Here is a 19,971-nt window from a genome sequence, read left to right as displayed (position 1 = left end):
TCACGGGCCGCTCGAGGTCGTGCTCAGCTGACGATGAGGCTCAGGCGGCGAGCCAGAGATCGGGGCCGAAGACCTCGTAGTGGATGTTCGTTGCCGGGACGCCGGCGGCGATGGCCTGGCTGCGGACGGCGCGCATGAACGGCAGGGGGCCGCACAGGTACATCAGGGCGTTGGCGGGAAGCTCGACGCCGGTGAGGTCCATGAACCCCTCGGCCGCCAGGGTGTCCTCCGACTTGGTGGTGGCGTCTTCGAGCCACAACTTCAGTTCGGCATTGGGCAGCGCCTGAACTGCGGAGCGCATCTGGTCCTTCAGCGCCCAGTTGTCCTCCCGCTGTTCGGCGTGCAGGACCAGGACGTGGCGCTCGGATTCGAGCTCGGCCAACGCCTGCAGTGCGGAGGCGCTGGGCGTGCACCCGATGCCCGCCGTGGCGATGATGATCGGTGCGCCCTCCATGTCCAGGGTGATGTCGCCGTAGGGGTTCGACAGTTCCACGACATCCCCGACCTGCAGGTTGGCGTGCATGTGCGGTGAGACCTCGCCGCCGGTGTCCAGCTTGGTGGTCAGCACGCGTTCGGTGGTGGAGGCGACGGCGTCGGAAAGCGAGTACTGGCGGACCTGGCGCAGCCCGTCGGCCAGCGGCAGGCGGATGCTCACGAACTGCCCGGGCTTGGCCACGGAGACGGCCGTGTCGTCGGCGGGGACGAAGCGGAAGGTGACGCAGTCGGTCCCCACGGCCTCGCGGCTGGCCAAACGCCAGGGTGCGTAGATGCGGTCATTGGCCTGTTCGGCGTAGAGGCCGGTCTCGATCTTGACCAGGGCGTCGGCCATCAGCCAGTAGACCTCGGTCCAGGCGGCGACGACCTCCTCGGTGGCGGCGTCTCCCAGGTCCTCGGCAATGGCCGCAAAGAGGTGCTCGAAGACGATCTGGTACTGATCGGGCTGGATGCCCAGGGAGGTGTGCTTGTGGGCGATGCGGGCCAGGATCGACTCGGGCAGGGTCTCCGGGTGCTGGACCAGATGGGTGGCGAAGGCGGCGATGCTTCCGGCCAGTGCCTTCTGCTGGGCCCCGTTCTGCTGGTTGGCCCGGCTGAACATGCCGTCCAGGAGCTCGGGCCGGGCGGCGAACATGCCGGCATAGAACTTCTTGGTGATTTCGCCGATTCGCTCCCCGATGATGGGAAGCGTGGCTTCGATGACGGGGCGGGATGTTTCTGAGAGCATCGGATCTCCTCAAATCGATTACTTGCGTGTGATCCGCAAGTATTATGGAACATTTCTACACCCCGTAGAAGTAGGGTGCAAATCGGTTACGGAAGGGGCGGCATCGGCAGCCGGGCCAACGCCGGGGAGGCGGAGAGCTCGCGCACTGTGGTGTGGTCAAGCTCATCGTAGAAGGCGTCCCGGGCGCGGGCGAACGCACTGCGCAGTCGACAGCCGACGATGAGCGGGCAGGCCGACCCGTCGGCCCGCGTGCAGTCCACGACGTCGACTTGCTCGTCCAGGGAACGGAGGATCGACCCGGGGCGGGCCTCCAACCCCGTGGTGCTGATCCGCACCCCGCCGGTCCGCCCGCGGTGCACGTCGACGTGGCCGAGCTGGCCCAGTCGCAGCACCGCCTTGCTGACCTGGTTGTAGGGGATGCGGATCGATGCCGCGATGTCCCGTGTGGTCAGCTGCTCCCCGGGGTGGGCGGCCAGGAGCATGAGGATGCGCAGGCAGACGTCAGAGAACGCGTTGATTCTCATCGGGTGCCGCGGGTGGGCATCAGGCCCAGATCTGCAATTCGCCCGGTTCCGGGCTCGGCTCGTCGAACGTCCACTCGCCGCCCTCGGCTGCCGGTGGGGTGTACGGCTGGATCACGGCGACGGCACCGCCCAGGCTGTGCTCGGCCATGGCGTGCACCGCGTCGCGGTCCTCCTGCATCAGGGTGACGTCGGAGACCAGGGCGACGGCGGTGAACTGGTCGCGCTGACCGCTCAACAGGGTCACCAGGTCCTCCATCATCGCCTCGGCGTCGATATCCGCCTCCGGATCCTGCTCCTCTTCCGGCGGCTGGACGGCAAGCAGACGCAGTTCGCCCTCTTCTTCGGCGTCCGGCTCCAGGCCGATGGCGAACGGCAGGAAGACGCCGTTGGTCTCGAGCTGCTCGCGGGCCACTCCCAGGGCCGTGCCGAGGACCTTGTTCAGGTCCTGGTGGGCGGCGTCGCCGAGTTCGGCCAGGCGGTTCTCCGTGGTGTTTTCGCTCATGCTGTGCTCCTGACGATGGTGAGGACGGCGTCGCGGACGCGTTCCATGGTCGTGGTGTCGACGGCTTCCCCGTTGTAACGCAGGAAGGGTTCGGTGTTGGACGGCCGCAGGTTGAACCAGAAGGATCCGTCCGTCGCGGTCACGGTGGTCCCATCCAGCGTACCGACCACGGTGTCCTGCGTCGAAAATTCGTTCAGGACCCGGGCGACGGCTGCATCCTTGTCGGTGACCTCGGAATTGATCTCACCGGAGGAGAAGTAGGGCTCGTACTCCTCGGCCAGTTCGCCCAGTGGCCGGTCCTGGGAGCCCAGCGCGGCGAGGACGTGCATGGCGGCCAGCATGCCGGTGTCGGCGTTGAAGAAGTCGCGGAAATAGTAGTGGGCGCTGTGTTCGCCGCCGAAGACCGCGCCCTCCTTGGCCATGACTGCCTTGATGAACGAGTGCCCCACCCGCGTGACCACCGGCCTGCCGCCGTCGTGCTCCACCAGCTCGGGAACGGCACGGGAGGTGATGAGGTTGTGGATGATGACCGGGGTCTGCTCCCCGGCGGCCCGGGCACGGGCGATCTCGCGGCGGGCGACCAGGGCGGTGACCGCCGAGGGGGAGACCGGCGCGCCGGTCTCGTCGATGACGAAGCAGCGGTCCGCGTCCCCGTCGAACGCCAGCCCGAGGTCGGCCCCCTGCTCGACGACGGCGGCCTGCAGGTCCTGGAGGTTCTCCGGTTCCAGCGGGTTGGCCGGGTGGTTGGGGAAGGTGCCGTCCAGTTCGAAGTACATCGGCACGATCTCAAGCGGCAGCGCCGGCAGCAGCGCGTCGCCGAGGACCGCTGGGGTGGTCATGCCCGACATGCCGTTGGCGGCGTCGACGACGACCTTCAGCGGGCGGATGTCCGAGAGGTCCACCAGCGAGCGCAGGTAGGCGGCGTAGTCGGCGAGCACGTCGAGGGTGTCGATGTTTCCCTCGGGGGTGTCGCCGGAGATCGGCAGGCCCTCGGCGAGGTAGGACTGGGCGAGGTCGCGGATCTCGTAGAGCCCGGTGTCGGAGGAGACGGGGACGGCGCCGGCCTGGGCCATCTTCATCCCGTTGTAGGCCGCGGGGTTGTGGCTGGCGGTGAACACGACACCGGCGGCATCCAGGTGCCCGCAGGCGAAGTAGAGCTCGTCGGTGGAGATCAGCCCGAGCATCGAGACGTTGGCTCCGCGGTAGGAGGCGCCCCGGGCGAAGGCAGCAGAGAAGGCGGGGGAGGAGGGGCGCATGTCCCCGCCGACCAGGACGCGCTTCCCGGCCAGGCCCAACACGTCGACGAAGGCGGCGCCGACGGCCTCGACGATTTCCTCGTTGATGGTTTCGCCGACGATGCCACGGACGTCGTAGGCCTTAAAGGACAGGGAAAGATCAATCTCGTCGTTCACGCATTCGAGCATAGCCGGTGGCCCGCTCTCGACGCGATCATCCACAGGGCGTCGAGCGCCGGTGCCCACCCGTCGGTGCGCGCTGGAATACTGGGGGGCATGGTTGAAACGCGGAACAGGCAATTGCACGACGACGCCACCGAGGTGCTGCGCCGGCTGGTCGGGCATGAGGACGCCCGGTTCCACGACGGGCAGTTCGAGGCGATCGAGGCCCTGGTCGACGGCGGCCGGCGTGCCCTGGTGGTCCAGCGCACCGGCTGGGGCAAATCCGCCGTGTATTTCGTGGCCTCGTTGCTGCTGCGGGCCCGGGGCGCGGGACCGACGCTGATCGTCTCCCCGCTGTTGGCGCTGATGCGCGACCAGGTGGCCGCCGCGGCACGGGCCGGGGTACGGGCCGAGGCGATCAACTCAGCCAACGCGGTCCAGTGGCGGGACATCACCGCCAAACTCGACGCCGATGAGGTGGATGTGCTGCTGGTCTCACCCGAACGGCTGAACAACCCTGCCTTCCGTGAGCAGCAGCTGCCGGACCTGATCGCCAGGATGGGCCTGCTGGTCATCGACGAGGCCCACTGCATCTCCGACTGGGGCCACGATTTCCGCCCCGACTACCGGAGGATCCGCGATTTGATCGGCGCCCTGCCGTCCAACGTCCCGGTGCTGGCCACCACCGCCACCGCCAACGAACGGGTGGTCCACGATGTGCAGGAACAACTGGCAGTGGGCGGGGCCGAGGTCTTCACGCTGCGGGGCCCCCTGGCCCGCAAGTCGTTGCGCCTGGGAGTGCTGCGGCTCCCCAGTCCGCGGATGCAGCTGGCCTGGCTGCTCACCCATCTGGATGACCTGCCCGGCAGCGGCATCATCTACACGCTGACCGTCTCCGCCGCCGAGGACATCACCCGGCTGCTGCGGGAGGCGGGCCACGACGTGCGTTCCTACACCGGACGCACCGACCCCGAGGAACGCGCGGCCTCCGAACAGGCGCTGAAGGAGAACCAGGTCAAGGCGCTGATCGCCACCAGTGCGCTGGGCATGGGATTCGACAAACCCGACCTCGGGTTCGTCGTGCACGTGGGAGCCCCCAGCTCCCCGGTGGCCTACTACCAGCAGGTCGGCCGTGCCGGGCGTGGCACCGACAACGCAGATGTCCTGCTGCTCCCCGGCCCGGAGGACCGGGAGATCTGGCGGTACTTCGCCACCTCCTCCATGCCCGATGAGGAACGTGCCCATGCGGTCTTGGCAGAACTCGAGGCAGCCGGCACCGCCGTCTCGGTTCCCGCGCTGGAGGCCAGGGTCAACCTGCGCCGCTCCCCGTTGGAACTGCTGCTCAAGGTGCTGGCGGTCGACGGCGCGGTGGAACGCGTCGGCGGTGGATGGGTGCGCACCCGCGAACCGTGGGTCTACGACGCGGGGCGCTACACCCGGGTGGCCGCGGCACGGGTGGACGAGCAGAACTCCATGCTCGAATACGAACGCACCACCGGCTGCCGGATGGAATTCCTGTCCCGGGTGCTCGATGACCCCGAGGCCGCCCCCTGCGGCCGCTGCGACAACTGCGCTGGCCCCTGGTACCAGGACACCATCGGCGACGAGGCCCGCGACCGGTCCCAGACGGCGCTGGGACGTGTCGGCGTGCAGCTGGACCCCCGCGCCATGTGGCCCGGCGGCATGGACCGCCTGGGTGTGGGCCTGAAGGGCAAGATCAGACCCGACGACCAGGCCCGCCCCGGCCGTGCCCTGGCCCGGCTGACGGATTTGGGATGGGGCGCGCGGCTGCGCACCCTGCTGGCGGCGTCCGCCGAACAAGTCGTCGATGCGCCGATCGAGGATGCCATGCTGCGCGCCTGTGTCCAGGTGCTCTCCGAGTGGGACTGGGCCGAACGCCCGGCCGCGGTGGTCGCCATGCCCTCGCGCACCCGCCCGCAACTGGTCGAATCGTTCGCCGCAGGCATTGCCCGGATCGGGCAGCTGCCCTACCTGGGCGCCCTGGAATACCCGCACGGCGGTCCCCGGGGCGGATCCGGTGGGAACAGCGCGTTCCGGTTGGCGGCAGTCTGGGGCCAGCTCGGCGTCGGCGCCGACCTGGCCGGGCACCTGGCGGAGTTGCGCGGGCCGGTGCTGCTCATTGACGACTACGTGGACAGCCGATGGACCATCACCGAGGCGACCCGGGTGCTGCGTGAGGCCGGTGCGCCAGCGGTGCTCCCGTTCGTCCTGGCCGTCTCCGCCTGACCATCTGGCCCCGCGGCCCTAGACTTGGACCATGGAGACGTTGTTGTGGGTTCTGGTCCCCTTGCTGGTCATTGCCGTCGGCTGGTGGCTGTTGACCCGGCTGCGCCGAAAGACCTCCGCTGAGGTCAACTCGGCGATCGGCCCCGTGTCAGCGCAGCAGGCCGCCGGACAGCTGGGGGCACAGGCGCATCGAGCCGTCTACCGGAACCTCGCCCAGGGAAACTTCATGGGGGCGGTCCAGGAATACCGTGCCGCCACGGGTTCCGGCGTCAAGGCCAGCATCATCGCGGTGCGCAGCCTGGAAGCCCATCCGCAGGTCCACCAGGAAAGCGGAACCATCGCGGACAGCGTCCGGCCCGCCGATGCCGCACCTGGGTCTGGCACCGACGCCGATTCTGCCGGCGTCGGAACACCACCAGCTGAGACCGCGGCCGACGCAACGGACCCGCAGCCACCGGCCGCCGATGCCGTGGCGGAGCCGTCGGCTTCGGCGCACCCGGCGGCCGAGGACTTCACCATCCCCGACGACTGGGCCGAGAAATTCGGCAGCGGTGCCAGCCGCAAGACCTCGACCTTCAGGATCTCCGCCGAACAGGACGGGGTGGTCCGCGAATTCGGCACCGACGAATTGCCGCCGGCCGAATTCGACCAGTTCCAGTCCCTGCTGCGCGACCGCGACCTCGACGGCGCGGCCGACCTCCTGGCCAAGTTCTCCGGTCTGGACCGCACGTCGATCCGCAAGCTGCTCGACTCCGCACCGGTGGACGGCAACCCCGCGTCCATGGGGGACGACATCGCCGACTTCAGCTTCGAGGGTGACGGACCCGAGGGCCACGTGAAGTTCAGCGCCAGCGATCTGCCCGGTGAGGACAGGAGCCGCTTCCTGGGCTTCATGCGCGACGGGAAGCTGGGGCGGGCGGCCGAGATCGTCCACCGGCACACGGGACTGCCCGCAGACATGGTCGAACAGCTGCTCACGGCGTTCGGCAAGAAGTAGACACAAAAAAACCCCTACCTGAGTAGGGGTTTTTCAGCGGAGACGGGGGGATTTGAACCCCCGGTCGAGTTTAACCCCGACCCTTCATTAGCAGTGAAGTCCATTCGGCCGCTCTGGCACGTCTCCAGCGCTGCAAAGGCAACCCCCCCAGACTACCGATAACCGGCCCCGAAATTCAAAAGCAGCCCTCAGGCGACCGTCCGCCAGAGGAACTCGTAGCTGGTCGCCAGCATCTGCGCGCTCTGCCGGTTGTCCGATGCGCCGGCATGGCCACCCTCCAACGACTCCCGGTACCAGATCCCCGGAACCCCGGCGTCGAGCATCTTGGCAGCCATCTTCCGGGCCTGCACCGGGCCCACCCGGTCATCGCTGGTCGCACTCCAGATCAGGGCGCGCGGGAAACGGGCACCGGAGGCCAGGGCCTCGTCGAGCAGGTGGTACGGCGAGAACCCGCGGATGAACTCCCAATCCTCCGGCACCTCCGGGTCCCCGTATTCCGCGATCCAGGAGTGTCCCGCCGACAGCCGCGTGTACCGGCGCATGTCCAGCAGGGGCACACCACAGGAAATGGCGCCGAACAACTCGGGGTACCGGGTCAGCATGTTCCCCACCAGCAGCCCGCCGTTGCTGCGACCGGTGGCCGCCAGATGTGCGGGGGTGGTGACGCCGCGGGCGACCAGGTCCCGGGCGATCGCCGCGAAGTCCTCGTAGGCACGATGCCGGTTTTCGCGCAACGCGGCACGGTGCCACTCCGGTCCGTATTCGCCGCCGCCACGGATGTTGGCCAGCACGTAGACCCCGCCGCGGCCGGTATCGCCGTCCCGGCGCAGCCAGGCGCGGCCCACCACTCCGGAGTACGACGGCGTCAGGCTGGTTTCGAAGCCACCGTAGCCATTCATGAGCACCGGGTTGGCCCCATCGTGGACCAGATCGGCGGGTCCGACCTGGAAGTAGGGCACCCGGGTTCCGTCGTCGCTGGTGGCAAAGAACTGGTGTACCTCCAGGCCCGTGGCATCGAAGCGGGCGGGGGAGGACTTCACCGGCTCCGGCACCCCGGCCCCCACCGTTCCGCGCGAGAGCGTCGCGGGGGTCAGGAATCCCGAGGAGACCAGCCAGTAGTCGTTCGCCGTCTCCGGGTCCTCGTCGTCGACCGCCCCGATCGACAGGTCCAGGTGCGCCCCGGCCCCCACCTCGAGGGGACTCAGGCTCCAGCCTGCTGCGGGGTCCGCCACCAGGACCCGGGAGGACACGTGGTGCAGCACGGTGAGCAGCAGGTAGTCGGCGGTGAAGGAGGTCGACTGCAGCGAGGTGGCCGCATCCGGGGTGAAGACCGTGGTCACCGTGCGGTCCCCGGCGAGGAAGGCGTCCAGGTCGGCGACGGCCAGCGAACCGGCTGGCAGGTGGGTGCCGCCAAGCTCGCAGTCCTGCTGGGGGCTGAAGAGCAGCCACTGGCGGTGGACCCCGACGCGGACGTGGGTGGGGACGTCGACCGGCACCCACGCGCCGGCCCGCAGGATCGAGGTGCGGGTGGTGAAGAAGTCGATGACGTCGGTGGCGATGACGTGTTCGAAGCCCGGCGTCTGGTCCACCGACACGGAGGCCATCACGTGCGAGGCATCAACGCAGAAGGCCTCCGGGGCGTCGGCGGGGTCCATGCCGCGTTCGACCCGGCGCACAGTGCGCGCGTATCCGGACCGGGTCAGCGACCCCTGGCCGAAATCCGTGGCGACGTACCAGGCGTCCGGGCCATCCCAGCCCACCTGGGTCTTCCCGGCCGGCAGGGTGAACCCGCCGGGCAGGAAGGCGGACGCTGACAGGTCGAATTCACGGACCTCCACGGCGTCACCACCATCGGGGGAGAGGCGCACCAGGGCGCGTTGGTACTCACCGCCGTCGGCGGGGTGCAACATCCGGGAACCGGCGAAGACCCAGTCGATGCCCTCGGCGGAGGCCAGCGCATCGACGTCGAGCAGGATCTGCCACCGGGGGTCCTCCGTCCTGTAGGACTCCCAGCTGGTCCGGCGCCACAGGCCCTTCGGGTGGGCGGCGTCGCGCCAGAAGTTGTAGTAGAAACCGCCGCGTTTGGTGGCCATCGGGATGCGGTCGTCGGCGTCGAGCACCGAGAGCACCGAGGCCTCGAGACCCCGGTAGGCGTCGTCGTGCAGCATGTCCTCGGTGGCGGTGTTGCGGGCGGTCACCCAGTCCAGGGCCTGCGGCGAGTGGATGTCCTCCAGCCACAACCAGGGGTCGTGCGGTGCGGCGGCGGTGCCCTGGCTCGGTGTCGTGGCGTCCACGGTGTTGTCCATGCGCCCAGTCTATGATCCGGCCAGCGGCCGGGCGGTACGCTGGGAACCCCTGCCTCCGGCGGTCCGGCGGGGCACCGGCCGGGAACCCCGGGCCGTCGACGACGAAGGAGCAGCAGGTGGCAGCAAGCAGGTTCAACGTGGTCATCATCGGTGCCGGTCCCCGCGGCACGTCGACCCTGGAACGCCTGCTGGCTCGCCTGGACGAGGCCACCGCGAGCGCAGGACACGCCGGCGGCGCCCCCGGCTGGTCGGTCGGCATCACCGTGGTGGACCCGTGCGAACCCGGGCCCGGACACGTGTGGGCCCCCGGGCAGCCGCGCTACTACCTGATGAACACCCCCGCACTGTTCCCCACCGTCGCCCCACCGCGGGGAACCGGCGACGGCCCGGGGCTGAGCTTCGAGGAATTCCGCTCCAGTGGCGGCGACAGCGCCGTCCTCGACGCGACCGAACGGGCCGAACTGGAGGCGTTGTCCACCGCGGGCTTCCCGGGCCGCGCCCTCTACGGGGCCTACCTGCGCCACGTCTTCACCGCGGTGGCCGACCGGCTCCGCAGCCATCGGGCCGTCGCCTCCTTCGACATCGTGCGCCAGGAGGTGACCGCCGTCCGCCGCGAGGCCAACGGCTACCGGGTCACCCTGGATGCCCTCCAGGACGACGGCGGGGCACGCGAGCTGCTGGCCGAGGCAGTGGTGTTGTCCGTGGGACACGTCCCGTCCCACCCGAATCCGCAACAGCGTGTCGCCGGTGAGCGTGCCACGGCCGCCGGGCTGCACTACCAGGGGCCCAATGTGCCCGCCGACGTGGACTGGGGCGTGTACCCGGCCGGTGAGCCGGTGCTGGTGCGTGGCCTGGGACTGAACTTCTTCGACGCCCTGACCGCGTTGACCCTCGGCCGCGGCGGGGAATTCGTGCCCAGCGGCCAGGGTCCCGGCCGCGCCCTGGAGTACCGGGCCAGCGGGGCCGAACCGCGCCTGCACGCCGCCTCACGGCGCGGCGCCCCCTACCGGGCGAAGCCGTGCATCGACACCTACCTGCCACGATCGGTGACGCTGCGCCACCTCGGGTTCGATGAGGTGCATGAGCTCGCCGCCGCGGGCGCACCCGGGGAGCCGCCCGGTAAGGTCGGCTTCAACGCGCACATCTGGCCGCTGCTGCACCGGGACGTGCTGCGCACCTACTACGCCACGCTGGTCCGTGTCAGCCCGGAGCTGTTCGGGGACCCTGCAGGTTTCCTGGCCGAACTCGAGGGGATCCTGGACGCCCCGCACATCCATGGGCAGGAGGTGTGGCGGACGGTGGCGCGTGAGCTCGTCGGGCGCGCCGGTCCGGAAGTGCCCTGGCTGGATGTCCCCGCACTGGGCCACCCGTTTGCCGACCGCGGGTTCGTGGGGCACGAGGCCTACCAGGCCGCGGTGCTGCAGTACCTCGAAGAGGACGCCGCCGCCTCGGCGCGCGGCGAGGACGACCCGTTGAAAATGGCCATCGGTGCGCTGAACGCAGGTCGCGGCATCGTCAAGCGGTTCGTTGCCGAGGGATTGCTGGATGACGCCAGCCGGCTGGAGGAGCTCACCCGGTGGTTCGAACCGCTGGTCGAGGGGCTGGCCAGCGGGCCACCGTTGCAGCGCATCGAGGAGCTCGCCGCCTTGGCGCGTGCCGGCGTCGTGCAGTTCCTGGGTCCCGACCCGGTGTTCTCCCTCGAGGAGGAGGCCGGTCACTTTGCGGCGTCCTCGCCGTGGGTGCAGGACGAGCCGGTCACCGCGCGGTACATGTTCGAGGCGATGATGCCGGCGAATCGCGTGGCCCAGTCCGCGTCCCCGCTGCTGGGCCAGTTGCAGGCCGACGGCCTGGCGCGGCCACGGCTGATGTCCACCTCCGACGGCGAGGGTGTCTACGGTTCCGGGTTCGACGTCGTGGGCCAGCCGTACCGCCTCGTGGATGGCGACGGGATCGCGCACCGGGGGATCTTCGTGTTGGGGTTGCAGCTCTCCAGCGTCCAGTGGGGCACGGCGATCGCCGCGGAGGCCGGGGCCGGATACCAGGACGGCGCCCGCACCCTGGGGGATGCGGACGCCGTCGCGTTGGAACTGGTCAGGATGGCTGCCCGGGTCTGATCCTGAGCTACCCGATCATTTCCGGTGGGGTCCCTTCTTACCGCCGAGGTCCAGGCCGACCACCAGGGGGTCATGGTCCGAGGCCCGGTAGGGGTCCGGGGAGTAGAAGTCGGTGACGTTGTAGTTGTACCGGCTGTACTCCAGGGCAATCGGCTCGTCGGCATTGATGTCCCAGATATCCACCCCCGACACGTCGCGGACCGTCGAGCAGGATGCGAGCACATGATCCAGCGAGCCGGTCCGCCCCGAGAAGAGGTAGGACTGCTTGCCCGTCTTCGACCCGAGATCGACGTAGCCGGCCCGGTAGAGCACCTGCATCGGATCCTCCTGCGTGTAGGAGTTGAAGTCGCCCGTGAGCAGGACCTTGGAGGTCTTCGCCGTGCGCTTCATCTTCTCGGCGAAGTCCACCAGCGCGGTGGCCTGCTGGACGCGGTCCGCATTCCAGGCGCCCTGTCCATCGCCGGTGTCCTCATTGCCGGACCCGTCCGAGGGGCCGGAGCCCTTGGACTTGAAGTGGTTCACGATCGCCACGAAGCGATCGTGCTTGGGGCCACGGGCCCGGGTGAAGGCCTGGGCCAACGGCGGACGGGCGTTGGAGAATGCCTGGTCGTCGAGGATGACGGAGGAGCCGGAGGGCTTCACCGCCGCCTTGCGGTAAATGAAGGCAGTGCGGATGACGTCCTCGTCCGCGGGCACGGAGGCCGGGGTGGGGACATACTCCCAGGTCCGGGGTCCCTGGCCATGGCCCTTGCCATGGCCCTTGCCATGTCCCTTGCCGTGGCCCGGTTTCGTGGCCGCCGCATTCAGGGCGTCGACCAGTTCGGCCAGCGCGCTGTCCCGGTCCTGGCCGAAGGCCGCCGAGTTCTCGATTTCCTCCAGGGAGACGACGTCGGCGTCCAGCCCGTTGATCGCCGCGACGATCTTCGCCTGCTGGCGCTCCAGGCTGGCGGCGTTGGCCGCTCCGCGCGCATCGCAGCCGCTGCGGACCGTGAGCGGATTGCCCGCGCGGTCGGTGTAGTAGGTGCAGCCGCTGAGCTGGTCGCCGGTGGTGGTGAAGTAGTTCAGGACGTTGAACGTGCCGATCTTCACGTCACCGTCGACGTTTTTCGGATGCGAGGTCCGGGTCTTGCCGAAGGCCGCCGGCTGGTCGGCGGTGTTGGCGCCGGTCAGCTGGGTCAGCGGCTGGAAACGCCAGGCGTCGTGGCGGTAGTCCAGGATGACGTTGCCGATGAAGTCCACGGGTGCACCCACCCTGACCTGCGAACCGCGGGCGAGGTAGGGCAGCGGGACGTTCTTGTTCACGTCGGCGCCGAGGTAGTTCGCCGTCGACCCGTCATCGAGGATGATCGAGCGGGCCAGGTTCTCGGTTTCGATGGCTGCTGCCTTCGCCGAACCGGCGGGTGCCTCATCGGTGGCCTGCGGCAGTGTCGTGGCCCCGCGGACCAGCTGCGAGGTCCCGGAGGCCAGCCCCAGCTCGCCGTAGCCGTTGAGTGAGTAGTTGTCCGCGAGCGTCCACCGGCCCTGCGGGTCCCACAGCATGCCCTCGTAGGCTTCGCGCTCGCCGTCGGTGGCGGGCCAGGCAACGGTCAGCGGTTTGACGGCCTCGGCCGGTTCATCCAGCACCGTGGCACCGCCTGCGGGGACGCTGACCTGGGTCAGGCCGTAGAACTCGCCGGCCGTGCCGGTGACCTCCACGTAGTCGCCCACCCGCACGTCGGACACCGTGGCGGCCGAGTACACGAACAAGCCGTCGGAGGCCGCGGAACGGGAGTCGCCACCGGTGCCCGGGGTCTGGATGTAGTAGCCGTCGTATCCGCCGGTGGGATAGGTGGCCGTGACCACGCCGCGGGTGGTGACCAGCTGGTCCTTCAGCGTGGTGGCGTCACCGGTGCCCTGGATGTCGGCGATGGTGGCGTCCACCGGGTCGCCCGGCTCCGGGTCGGGGCCCGGGTCCGTTCCGCCGGAGGCGGTCGGGGACGGGGCGGGGTTCAGCGTGAAGTCCGCAGCGTTGTCGTTGGTGTCTGCGTGGTCGGCACGTTCGAGTGACTTCGGGTCCGCATTGCCGGCCGGAGCGGTGGCGGCCGAGGACTCGAAGGTGTTGGAGCCGCCGTAGCCGAGCAGGTCCGCCACCTGGGCGTCGCCGGTGACCGAGCCGGTGGGTAGGGCCAAGCGGTCGCCCTGGTTGGAGAGCACGATCGTGCCCTTCGTGCCGCTGGGGTTGAAGGATGTGTGGAGATCGGGAGTGGGAAGTTCGGCGCCGGTGGCACCGTTGCTTCCGCCGCCAATCAGGAAGTGGCCGTAGGCGGCAACCGTGCCGGAGAGGGGCACCGAGGTGTTGGTGCTGCCGGTCCCGGTGGCCGACCGGTATTGCAGCGACCAGCCGTCCAGCGAGACCGGGGCGTCCGAGCCGTTGTAGAGCTCGACGAACTTGTCCTGGTAGGGGGCGTTGGCGCTGCCGCCGGACAGGTACGCCTCGTTGATGACGACGCCTCCGCCCCCGGCATCGGGGGCCGCCAGCGCGGGGCCGGCCGCTGCCGTGGCGGCTATCAAGGTGGTGCAGGCGGCCAGGCATAGACCGGCCCGGGTGCGTGATGTACTCACGAAGGTGCCCTTCTCTGGTGCGGGTTCGTTGATGAACGATGCAGTGATGGACACCAGTGAAACAGCATGCAGTGAACGTTGGATAGACCCCGGGTGGCGGAAGCTGCCGCTTCAGTGATCCCCGCCCCGGTGCGTCAAGGGGCGCGACGACGGTGCTTAACGCAGGCGGGAAGCCGACCCCCGGAGGGGTCGGCTTCCCGTTGATGCGCGGAAGGTAAGGGATTTGAACCCTTGGTACGGGGTTACCGCACACTGGTTTTCAAGACCAGCTCCATAGGCCGCTCGGACAACCTTCCAGACACGAGAACTATACGCGAGGGGCACCGGAGCCGGAAAACGCGCGGGTAGGCTCGGTCCAACACACCCACGACCACCGGGAAGGGCACCACCATGAGCCAGAGCACCGACACGTCCCTACCGAAAACCATGCGCGCCGTGGAATACGACGGCGCCGGGGGCCCCGAAGTCATCACCGTCGTCGACCGCCAAGTCCCCGTCCCCGCCGCCGGGGAAGTACTAGTCCGCGTGGCGGCGGCAGGCCTCAACCGTGCCGACGTGGGCCAGCGCGGGGGGACCTATCCGCCGCCGCCCGGCGCCTCGGATATCCCGGGACTCGAGGTCTCCGGAACCATCGTCGCGCTCGGGGCGGACGTCACCGGGTACGACGTCGGCACTCCAGTGTGTGCGCTGCTCGCCGGTGGCGGTTATGCAGAATACGTGGCAGTACCCGCGCCGCAGCTGTTGCCGATACCGGCGGGGATCGACCTCATCGAGGCGGCCGGTCTGCCCGAGGTCGCCTGCACCGTCTGGTCGAACCTGTTCATGGAGGCCCACCTGGAAGCGGGGGAGTGGCTCCTGGTCCACGGCGGTGCCGGCGGCATCGGGACCATGGCCACCCAGCTGGCCACGGCGCACGGCGTGCAGGTGGTGGTCACGGCCGGAAGCGCAGAGAAGATCGACTACTGCCGGGGTTTCGGCGCCGTGGAGGGCATCAACTACCGCGAGGAGGACTTCGTCGAGCGGATGCGGCAGATCAGCGACGGCCACGGAGCCGACGTCGTGCTGGACATCATGGGGGCGAAATACCTGGGGCAGAACGTGGACGTGCTGGCCAACGACGGACGGCTCGTCGTCATCGCCCTCCAGGGCGGAGCCACGGCCCAGCTGAACCTGGGGAAGCTGATGACCCGGCGGCTGCGCGTCATCGGCACCACCCTGCGCGCCCGCGACATCGAAGCCAAGGGCAGGGTCGTCGAGGGCGTGCGGACCGGCGTCTGGCCCGTGGTCGAATCCGGTGCCGTGCGCCCGGTGATCGAAAAGACGTTCCCGTTGGAGCAGGCTGCGCGGGCCCATGAATACTTCGACTCGGGCGAACACCGCGGCAAAATCCTGCTCACCACCTGAGCCATGCGGGCCTCCCGCTCGAAGGCGCGCCCACGGGATAGCCTGTAGGCGCGGCCACCAGCGTGCCACAGGTCACTTCACGACCGTCGACGCCGGGCGCTGCATCGCAACTTTGAGAGTGAAGGCAACTACACATGAGTGAACAACCATCCACCCCACCCGGGGTCCTACCGCCCAGCGCGGTGGACCCCGATGTCGCCGGGGCCGAAGAACGCACCTGGACGCCCGCCAAGATCGTCCTCTGGTCCGCGATCTCGCTCCTCGGCGCCGTCGCCTGGTCCGTCCTGGCCATCTCCCGGGGCGAGACCATCAATGCGATCTGGTTCGTTTTCGCAGCGGTCTGCACCTACCTGGTGTTCTACCGCTTCTATGCGAAATTCATCGAGCGCAAGATCGCCCGTCCCGATGACTCCCGGGCCACCCCGGCCGAGTACAACTCCAACGGCCGCGACTTCATGCCGACGGACCGCCGCGTCCTCTTCGGCCACCACTTCGCGGCCATCGCCGGCGCCGGACCGCTCGTCGGTCCCGTCCTGGCCGCCCAGATGGGCTACCTGCCCGGCACGATCTGGATCATCGTCGGCGTCGTCTTCGCCGGTGCCGTGCAGGACTACCTCGTGTTGTTCTTCTCCATGCGCCGCGGAGGACGCTCGCTGGGCCAGATGGCCCGCGAGGAGCTCGGCCTGATCGGCGGCACCGCGGCCCTCATCGCGACCCTGGCGATCATGATCATCATCGTGGCCATCCTGGCGCTCGTCGTGGTCAATGCCCTGGGCGAATCCGCGTGGGGCGTGTACTCGGTGGCGCTGACCATCCCGATCGCACTGTTCATGGGCTGCTACCTGCGCTTCATCCGCCCGGGCAAGGTCCTGGAGATCTCCATCATCGGGTTCGTCCTGCTGATGTTCGCCATCATCTCCGGCAGGTGGGTCGCCGAATCCGACCTCGGTTCGGCACTGTTCCACCTGGACCGCCCGGTGATCGCCTGGTCGATCATCGTCTACGGCTTCATAGCAGCGATCCTGCCGGTCTGGCTGTTGCTGGCCCCGCGCGACTACCTGTCCACGTTCATGAAGATCGGCGTCATCGGCCTGCTGGCCGTCGCCATCATCATCGTGCGTCCCACCATTTCGGTGCCCGCGTTCTCCGAGTACGCCGGGCGCTCCGACGGCCCGGTGGTGGCCGGTTCGCTCTTCCCGTTCCTCTTCGTGACGATCGCCTGTGGTGCGCTCTCGGGCTTCCACGCGCTGATCGCCTCGGGCACGACCCCGAAAATGGTCGAGAAGGAAAAGCAGACACGCTTCCTCGGCTACGGCGGCATGCTCATGGAGTCCTTCGTGGCCATCATGGCGCTGGTTGCCGCGATCTCCATCGACCGCGGCGTCTACTTCGCGATGAACTCCTCGGCAGCATCCACCGGAGGCACCGTCGAGTCAGCCGTCGCGTTCGTGAACAGCCTGGGCCTGACCGGAGTCCACCTGACGCCGAACATGCTGACCGACCTGGCCGCGAATGTCGGCGAGGAGAGCATCGTCTCGAGGACCGGTGGCGCACCGACCCTGGCCGTGGGCATCGCCCACATCATGCACCAGTGGTTCGGCGGCACCGCGATGATGGGCTTCTGGTACCACTTCGCCATCATGTTCGAGGCGCTGTTCATCCTCACCGCGGTCGACGCCGGCACCCGTGTGGCGCGCTTCATGCTCCAGGACACGATCGGCAACTTCATCCCGAAGTTCAAGGACACCTCGTGGCGCCCCGGCGCCTGGTTGTGTACGGCGATCATGGTGGCCGGATGGGGGTACATCCTCATCCTCGGGGTGACCGACCCGCTGGGCGGGATCAACACGTTCTTCCCGTTGTTCGGCATCGCGAACCAGCTGCTGGCGGCCATCGCCCTGGCGGTCGTGCTGGCGATCGTCGCGAAACGCGGCAACTTCCGCTACCTGTGGATTGTCGCCGTACCGCTGGCGTTCACCGCGGTCATCACGATCTGGGCCTCCTGGGAGAAGATCTTCTCCCCGGTCGCCAAGGTCGGGTACTGGGCCCAGCACAACTCCTTCAAGGAGGCGCTGGCCCAGGGCAAGGAAAGCTTCGGCACCGCCAAGAACGTCGAGGCCATGGAGGCCGTCGTCCGCAACACCGGCGTCCAGGGAACCCTCTCGATCATCTTCGTGGTCCTGTCCATTATCGTGATCATCGCCGCCGTGATGGCGACGATCCGTGCCTACCGGTCGCCGGGAACCGCCGCCGACACCGAGGACCCGCGGGTGGAATCCAGGCTGTATGCGCCCTCGGGCATCATCACCAGTCCGGCGGAGAAGGAACTCGAGGCGCGCTGGAAGGACGTTCCGCCCGCCGAACAAGCCGGCCACGGCGGCGGTCACTGACATGGGCACCGCGTTGATCCCCGCAGTACGGCGGAACCTGGGCAAGGTGCGCTGGTATCTCGAGGGCATGATGGGCGCCGACGCCTACCGCCGGTACATCGAGCACCATGCGGCAACGCATCCCGGTTGTGACCCGATGTCAGAACGCCAGTTCTGGCGGGACAAGTACGACTGGGAGGAACGCAACCCGCAAGGGCGTTGCTGCTGATGCACGACGACGAGGGCGGGGCCGGGCAACCGGCCCCGCCCTCGTCGCATCATGGCAAGATGGAACCATGAGCGAACACGAGCAGACGCGTCCGCCGGCTCCGGCCGTGGAAGGCCCCGCGGAGGGATCCCCGGCGGAGTCCTTCAGGATTCCGGGCCTCGTCGACGAACCAGCCAAGGTCATGCGCATCGGCTCGATGATCAAACAACTGCTCGAGGAGGTCAAGGCCGCGCCGCTCGACGCCGAGGCCCGCACCACCCTGGCCGACATCCACGAACGTTCCGTAGTCGAACTCGAGGAGGGGCTCTCCCCGGAGCTGGCCAGTGAGCTGCGGCGGATCCGGTTGCCCTTCACCGAGGGGCAGACCCCATCCGAGGCGGAATTGCGGATTGCCCAGGCACAGTTGGTTGGCTGGCTCGAGGGGGTCTTCCACGGGATCCAGACGGCACTGGCAGCCCAGCAGATGGCCAGCCAGCAACTCGCCCAACGCATCCAGCTCCGTGAGCTGCCGCCCGGAACCCAGGTGGCCCCCGGGATCGTCATCAACGAACACGGCGAACCCGAACGCGTGGTCTCCGGAAAGGCCGACGGAAGCGCCCAGGCAAGCGCCGATGCCGACGGCGGACCGGGACAGTACCTCTGAGCATGGGATGGATCGCACAAATGCGCGGTGCCCGGCGCGACGACAAGGATCTCGGTGACGGCGTCTGGCGCCGTGCCCACGATCGATTCACCCGGGGGCTGGACCGTTTCCACCAGGTCCTGGAAGGCATCGAATCCGATGAGCTCTACAACGCACTGGTGATGATTGCCGACCACCTCGCAGATCTCCAGCCGCGGGTGCGGGCTGTCTGCGTTGCAGCCCAGGGGCAACGGCCGAGTTCCGGCACCGACATCCCCGGCAGCCATGCAGGCATCCATCGCGCACTGTCCAAGGCCGCCAACGACCTCGCTGCTGCGGCGCAGGCCGCCGCCATGGCCCGGCTCGACGGCGAACGCTGGGGCTACAACTCGGCAGGTCTGGAGAATGTGGCCTTCCGTGCAGACCTGGTGGTCGACGGCGTCCGTGCCGCGGAGGCCGCCCTCGAAAACGTCGGTTAAATTCCTTCGTTCGCCCAGCGCTGAGTGCGATCGTTCCAGCTCTGGTGCGCCCCCTGCCGGTGGCAGGATGGGGCGATGACAACCTACGAATCACCAGTGATCACGTTCAATGACGGCAACACCATCCCCCAGCTCGGCTACGGGGTCTGGAAGGTCAAGGATGATGTCGCGGAAAAGGTTGTCGGGCTCGCGTTCGAGGCCGGCTACCGCCACATTGACACCGCCCGGATCTACGGCAACGAGGCCGGCGTCGGCCGCGCCGTCGCCAACTCCGGTCTGGACCCGAAGGACCTGTTCATCACCACCAAGGTCTGGAACTCCGACCAGGGCTACCAGCAGACCCTTGACGCCTTCGATGCATCGATGGAGCGCATGGGGCTCGAGACCCTTGACCTGTTCCTCATCCACTGGCTGCAGCCCAAGCAGGGCAAGCACGTCGAGACCTGGAAGGCCCTCGTGGAACTCCAGAAGTCCGGACGCGTGCGCTCCATCGGCGTCTGCAACTTCACAGTCGAGGCTCTGCAGGAGATCGAGGAAGCCACCGGCGTGGCACCGGCGATCCACCAGGTGGAAACCCACCCGTACTTCCCCCAGGCCGCGTTGCGTGACTACGAGGCATCCCGGGGCATCGTCCACCAGTCATGGTCGCCGCTCGGCCAGGGCTCGGACCTGCTCACCCATCAGGTCCTGGCGGACATCGCCGCCAAGCACGGCGCTACTGTCGCCCAGGTCGTCATCGCCTGGCACCTGGCCCTGGGCAACGTCGTGATCCCCAAGTCCGAGACCCCTTCGCGGATCGTCGAAAACTGGGAATCGCTCGGCGTCACCCTGGACGACGACGACATCGCCGCCATCAACGGGTTGGACCGCGGTGACGAGGGCCGGATCGGTGCCGACCCCGCGGTGAGCGACTTCGAGTAGCCCCGGAGCCGGGAATTCCCGGCAGGTCGGAGGGGGA

15 protein-coding genes and 2 tRNA genes are annotated in these 19,971 nt (G+C 68.6%); 9 read left to right on the top strand and 8 right to left on the bottom strand.

From position 1 onward, the window contains the following. Nucleotides 1-40: 40 nt before the first annotated feature. The 4 genes from ABD088_RS07265 to ABD088_RS07250 form a co-directional block, all read right to left on the bottom strand. Nucleotides 41-1,222 (bottom strand): globin domain-containing protein, encoded by a 1,182-nt coding sequence (locus ABD088_RS07265; RefSeq protein ID WP_343901112.1) that lies wholly within the window; start codon nt 1,220-1,222, stop codon nt 41-43. 86 nt (nt 1,223-1,308) lie between these two features. Continuing rightward, a complete protein-coding gene (locus ABD088_RS07260) occupies nt 1,309-1,746 on the bottom strand; it encodes an RrF2 family transcriptional regulator (protein WP_343901111.1) in 438 nt (145 codons plus the stop codon). Nucleotides 1,747-1,765: 19 nt separating this feature from the next. Next, nucleotides 1,766-2,248, bottom strand: a complete 483-nt coding sequence (locus tag ABD088_RS07255) for a hypothetical protein (protein WP_343901110.1) — start codon at nt 2,246-2,248, stop codon at nt 1,766-1,768. Then, nucleotides 2,245-3,672: a phosphomannomutase/phosphoglucomutase gene (locus ABD088_RS07250; protein ID WP_343901109.1), complete on the bottom strand. Its 1,428-nt coding sequence runs from the start codon at nt 3,670-3,672 to the stop codon at nt 2,245-2,247. Before ABD088_RS07250 ends, ABD088_RS07255 begins: the two co-directional genes overlap by 4 nt. Before the next feature lie 87 nt (nt 3,673-3,759). Here ABD088_RS07250 and ABD088_RS07245 point away from each other — a divergent pair, with 87 nt between their 5' ends. Continuing rightward, the gene (locus ABD088_RS07245) at nt 3,760-5,892 is read left to right on the top strand and encodes a RecQ family ATP-dependent DNA helicase (RefSeq protein WP_343901108.1); all 2,133 of its coding nucleotides are present in this window, start codon (nt 3,760-3,762) and stop codon (nt 5,890-5,892) included. 31 nt (nt 5,893-5,923) lie between these two features. Continuing rightward, nucleotides 5,924-6,889 (top strand): RodZ family helix-turn-helix domain-containing protein, encoded by a 966-nt coding sequence (locus ABD088_RS07240; protein ID WP_343901107.1) that lies wholly within the window; start codon nt 5,924-5,926, stop codon nt 6,887-6,889. A gap of 37 nt (nt 6,890-6,926) precedes the next feature. Here ABD088_RS07240 and ABD088_RS07235 read toward each other — a convergent pair. Together ABD088_RS07235 and ABD088_RS07230 are read right to left on the bottom strand one after the other, a co-directional pair. Continuing rightward, a tRNA-Ser gene (locus ABD088_RS07235) sits at nt 6,927-7,015 on the bottom strand. Between the two features lie 62 nt (nt 7,016-7,077). Continuing rightward, nucleotides 7,078-9,195 carry a prolyl oligopeptidase family serine peptidase gene (locus ABD088_RS07230; protein WP_343901105.1) on the bottom strand — a complete coding sequence of 706 codons (2,118 nt, stop codon included), beginning with the start codon at nt 9,193-9,195 and terminating at the stop codon, nt 7,078-7,080. A gap of 116 nt (nt 9,196-9,311) precedes the next feature. Here ABD088_RS07230 and ABD088_RS07225 point away from each other — a divergent pair, with 116 nt between their 5' ends. Continuing rightward, nucleotides 9,312-11,309, top strand: coding sequence for an FAD/NAD(P)-binding protein (locus tag ABD088_RS07225; protein WP_343901104.1), 1,998 nt, complete (start codon nt 9,312-9,314; stop codon nt 11,307-11,309). Nucleotides 11,310-11,324: 15 nt separating this feature from the next. Here the strand turns inward: ABD088_RS07225 and ABD088_RS07220 are convergent, their stop codons facing one another. Then, nucleotides 11,325-13,910: an ExeM/NucH family extracellular endonuclease gene (locus ABD088_RS07220; protein ID WP_343901102.1), complete on the bottom strand. Its 2,586-nt coding sequence runs from the start codon at nt 13,908-13,910 to the stop codon at nt 11,325-11,327. Nucleotides 13,911-14,118: 208 nt separating this feature from the next. Continuing rightward, nucleotides 14,119-14,206 (bottom strand) — tRNA-Ser (locus ABD088_RS07215). 130 nt (nt 14,207-14,336) lie between these two features. On the opposite strand from ABD088_RS07215, the gene ABD088_RS07210 reads away from it, so the two are divergent. The 6 genes from ABD088_RS07210 (at nt 14,337) to ABD088_RS07185 (ending at nt 19,934) form a co-directional block, all read left to right on the top strand. Beyond that, nucleotides 14,337-15,314, top strand: a complete 978-nt coding sequence (locus ABD088_RS07210) for an NAD(P)H-quinone oxidoreductase (RefSeq protein WP_343901182.1) — start codon at nt 14,337-14,339, stop codon at nt 15,312-15,314. A gap of 134 nt (nt 15,315-15,448) precedes the next feature. Further along, nucleotides 15,449-17,704, top strand: a complete 2,256-nt coding sequence (locus tag ABD088_RS07205; RefSeq protein ID WP_343901101.1) for a carbon starvation CstA family protein — start codon at nt 15,449-15,451, stop codon at nt 17,702-17,704. A gap of 1 nt (nt 17,705) precedes the next feature. Then, nucleotides 17,706-17,912, top strand: a complete 207-nt coding sequence (locus tag ABD088_RS07200; protein ID WP_343901100.1) for a YbdD/YjiX family protein — start codon at nt 17,706-17,708, stop codon at nt 17,910-17,912. A 67-nt stretch (nt 17,913-17,979) separates the two neighbouring features. Further along, on the top strand, nt 17,980-18,555 hold the full coding sequence (locus ABD088_RS07195) for a bacterial proteasome activator family protein (protein ID WP_343901098.1): 576 nt from the start codon (nt 17,980-17,982) through the stop codon (nt 18,553-18,555). Between the two features lie 2 nt (nt 18,556-18,557). Then, complete coding sequence (locus ABD088_RS07190) at nt 18,558-19,013, top strand: hypothetical protein (RefSeq protein ID WP_343901097.1); 456 nt, start codon at nt 18,558-18,560, stop codon at nt 19,011-19,013. A gap of 75 nt (nt 19,014-19,088) precedes the next feature. Beyond that, on the top strand, nt 19,089-19,934 hold the full coding sequence (locus tag ABD088_RS07185; protein WP_343901096.1) for an aldo/keto reductase: 846 nt from the start codon (nt 19,089-19,091) through the stop codon (nt 19,932-19,934). Nucleotides 19,935-19,971 lie beyond the last annotated feature (37 nt).

Source organism: Arthrobacter rhombi (assembly GCF_039526245.1).
GTDB classification, from domain to species: Bacteria; Actinomycetota; Actinomycetes; order Actinomycetales; family Micrococcaceae; genus Arthrobacter_H; species Arthrobacter_H rhombi.
This window is presented reverse-complemented; position numbering and strand designations above follow the sequence as displayed.

Coding starts and splice junctions, on each gene's coding strand:
- ABD088_RS07255 (WP_343901110.1), bottom strand. CDS start 2,248: ATGAGCGAAAACACCACGGAGAACCGCCTGGCCGAACTCGGCGACGCC.
- ABD088_RS07185 (WP_343901096.1), top strand. CDS start 19,089: ATGACAACCTACGAATCACCAGTGATCACGTTCAATGACGGCAACACC.
- ABD088_RS07210 (WP_343901182.1), top strand. CDS start 14,337: ATGCGCGCCGTGGAATACGACGGCGCCGGGGGCCCCGAAGTCATCACC.
- ABD088_RS07205 (WP_343901101.1), top strand. CDS start 15,449: ATGAGTGAACAACCATCCACCCCACCCGGGGTCCTACCGCCCAGCGCG.
- ABD088_RS07265 (WP_343901112.1), bottom strand. CDS start 1,222: ATGCTCTCAGAAACATCCCGCCCCGTCATCGAAGCCACGCTTCCCATC.
- ABD088_RS07195 (WP_343901098.1), top strand. CDS start 17,980: ATGAGCGAACACGAGCAGACGCGTCCGCCGGCTCCGGCCGTGGAAGGC.
- ABD088_RS07230 (WP_343901105.1), bottom strand. CDS start 9,195: ATGGACAACACCGTGGACGCCACGACACCGAGCCAGGGCACCGCCGCC.
- ABD088_RS07250 (WP_343901109.1), bottom strand. CDS start 3,672: ATGCTCGAATGCGTGAACGACGAGATTGATCTTTCCCTGTCCTTTAAG.
- ABD088_RS07245 (WP_343901108.1), top strand. CDS start 3,760: ATGGTTGAAACGCGGAACAGGCAATTGCACGACGACGCCACCGAGGTG.
- ABD088_RS07240 (WP_343901107.1), top strand. CDS start 5,924: ATGGAGACGTTGTTGTGGGTTCTGGTCCCCTTGCTGGTCATTGCCGTC.
- ABD088_RS07200 (WP_343901100.1), top strand. CDS start 17,706: ATGGGCACCGCGTTGATCCCCGCAGTACGGCGGAACCTGGGCAAGGTG.
- ABD088_RS07190 (WP_343901097.1), top strand. CDS start 18,558: ATGGGATGGATCGCACAAATGCGCGGTGCCCGGCGCGACGACAAGGAT.
- ABD088_RS07260 (WP_343901111.1), bottom strand. CDS start 1,746: ATGAGAATCAACGCGTTCTCTGACGTCTGCCTGCGCATCCTCATGCTC.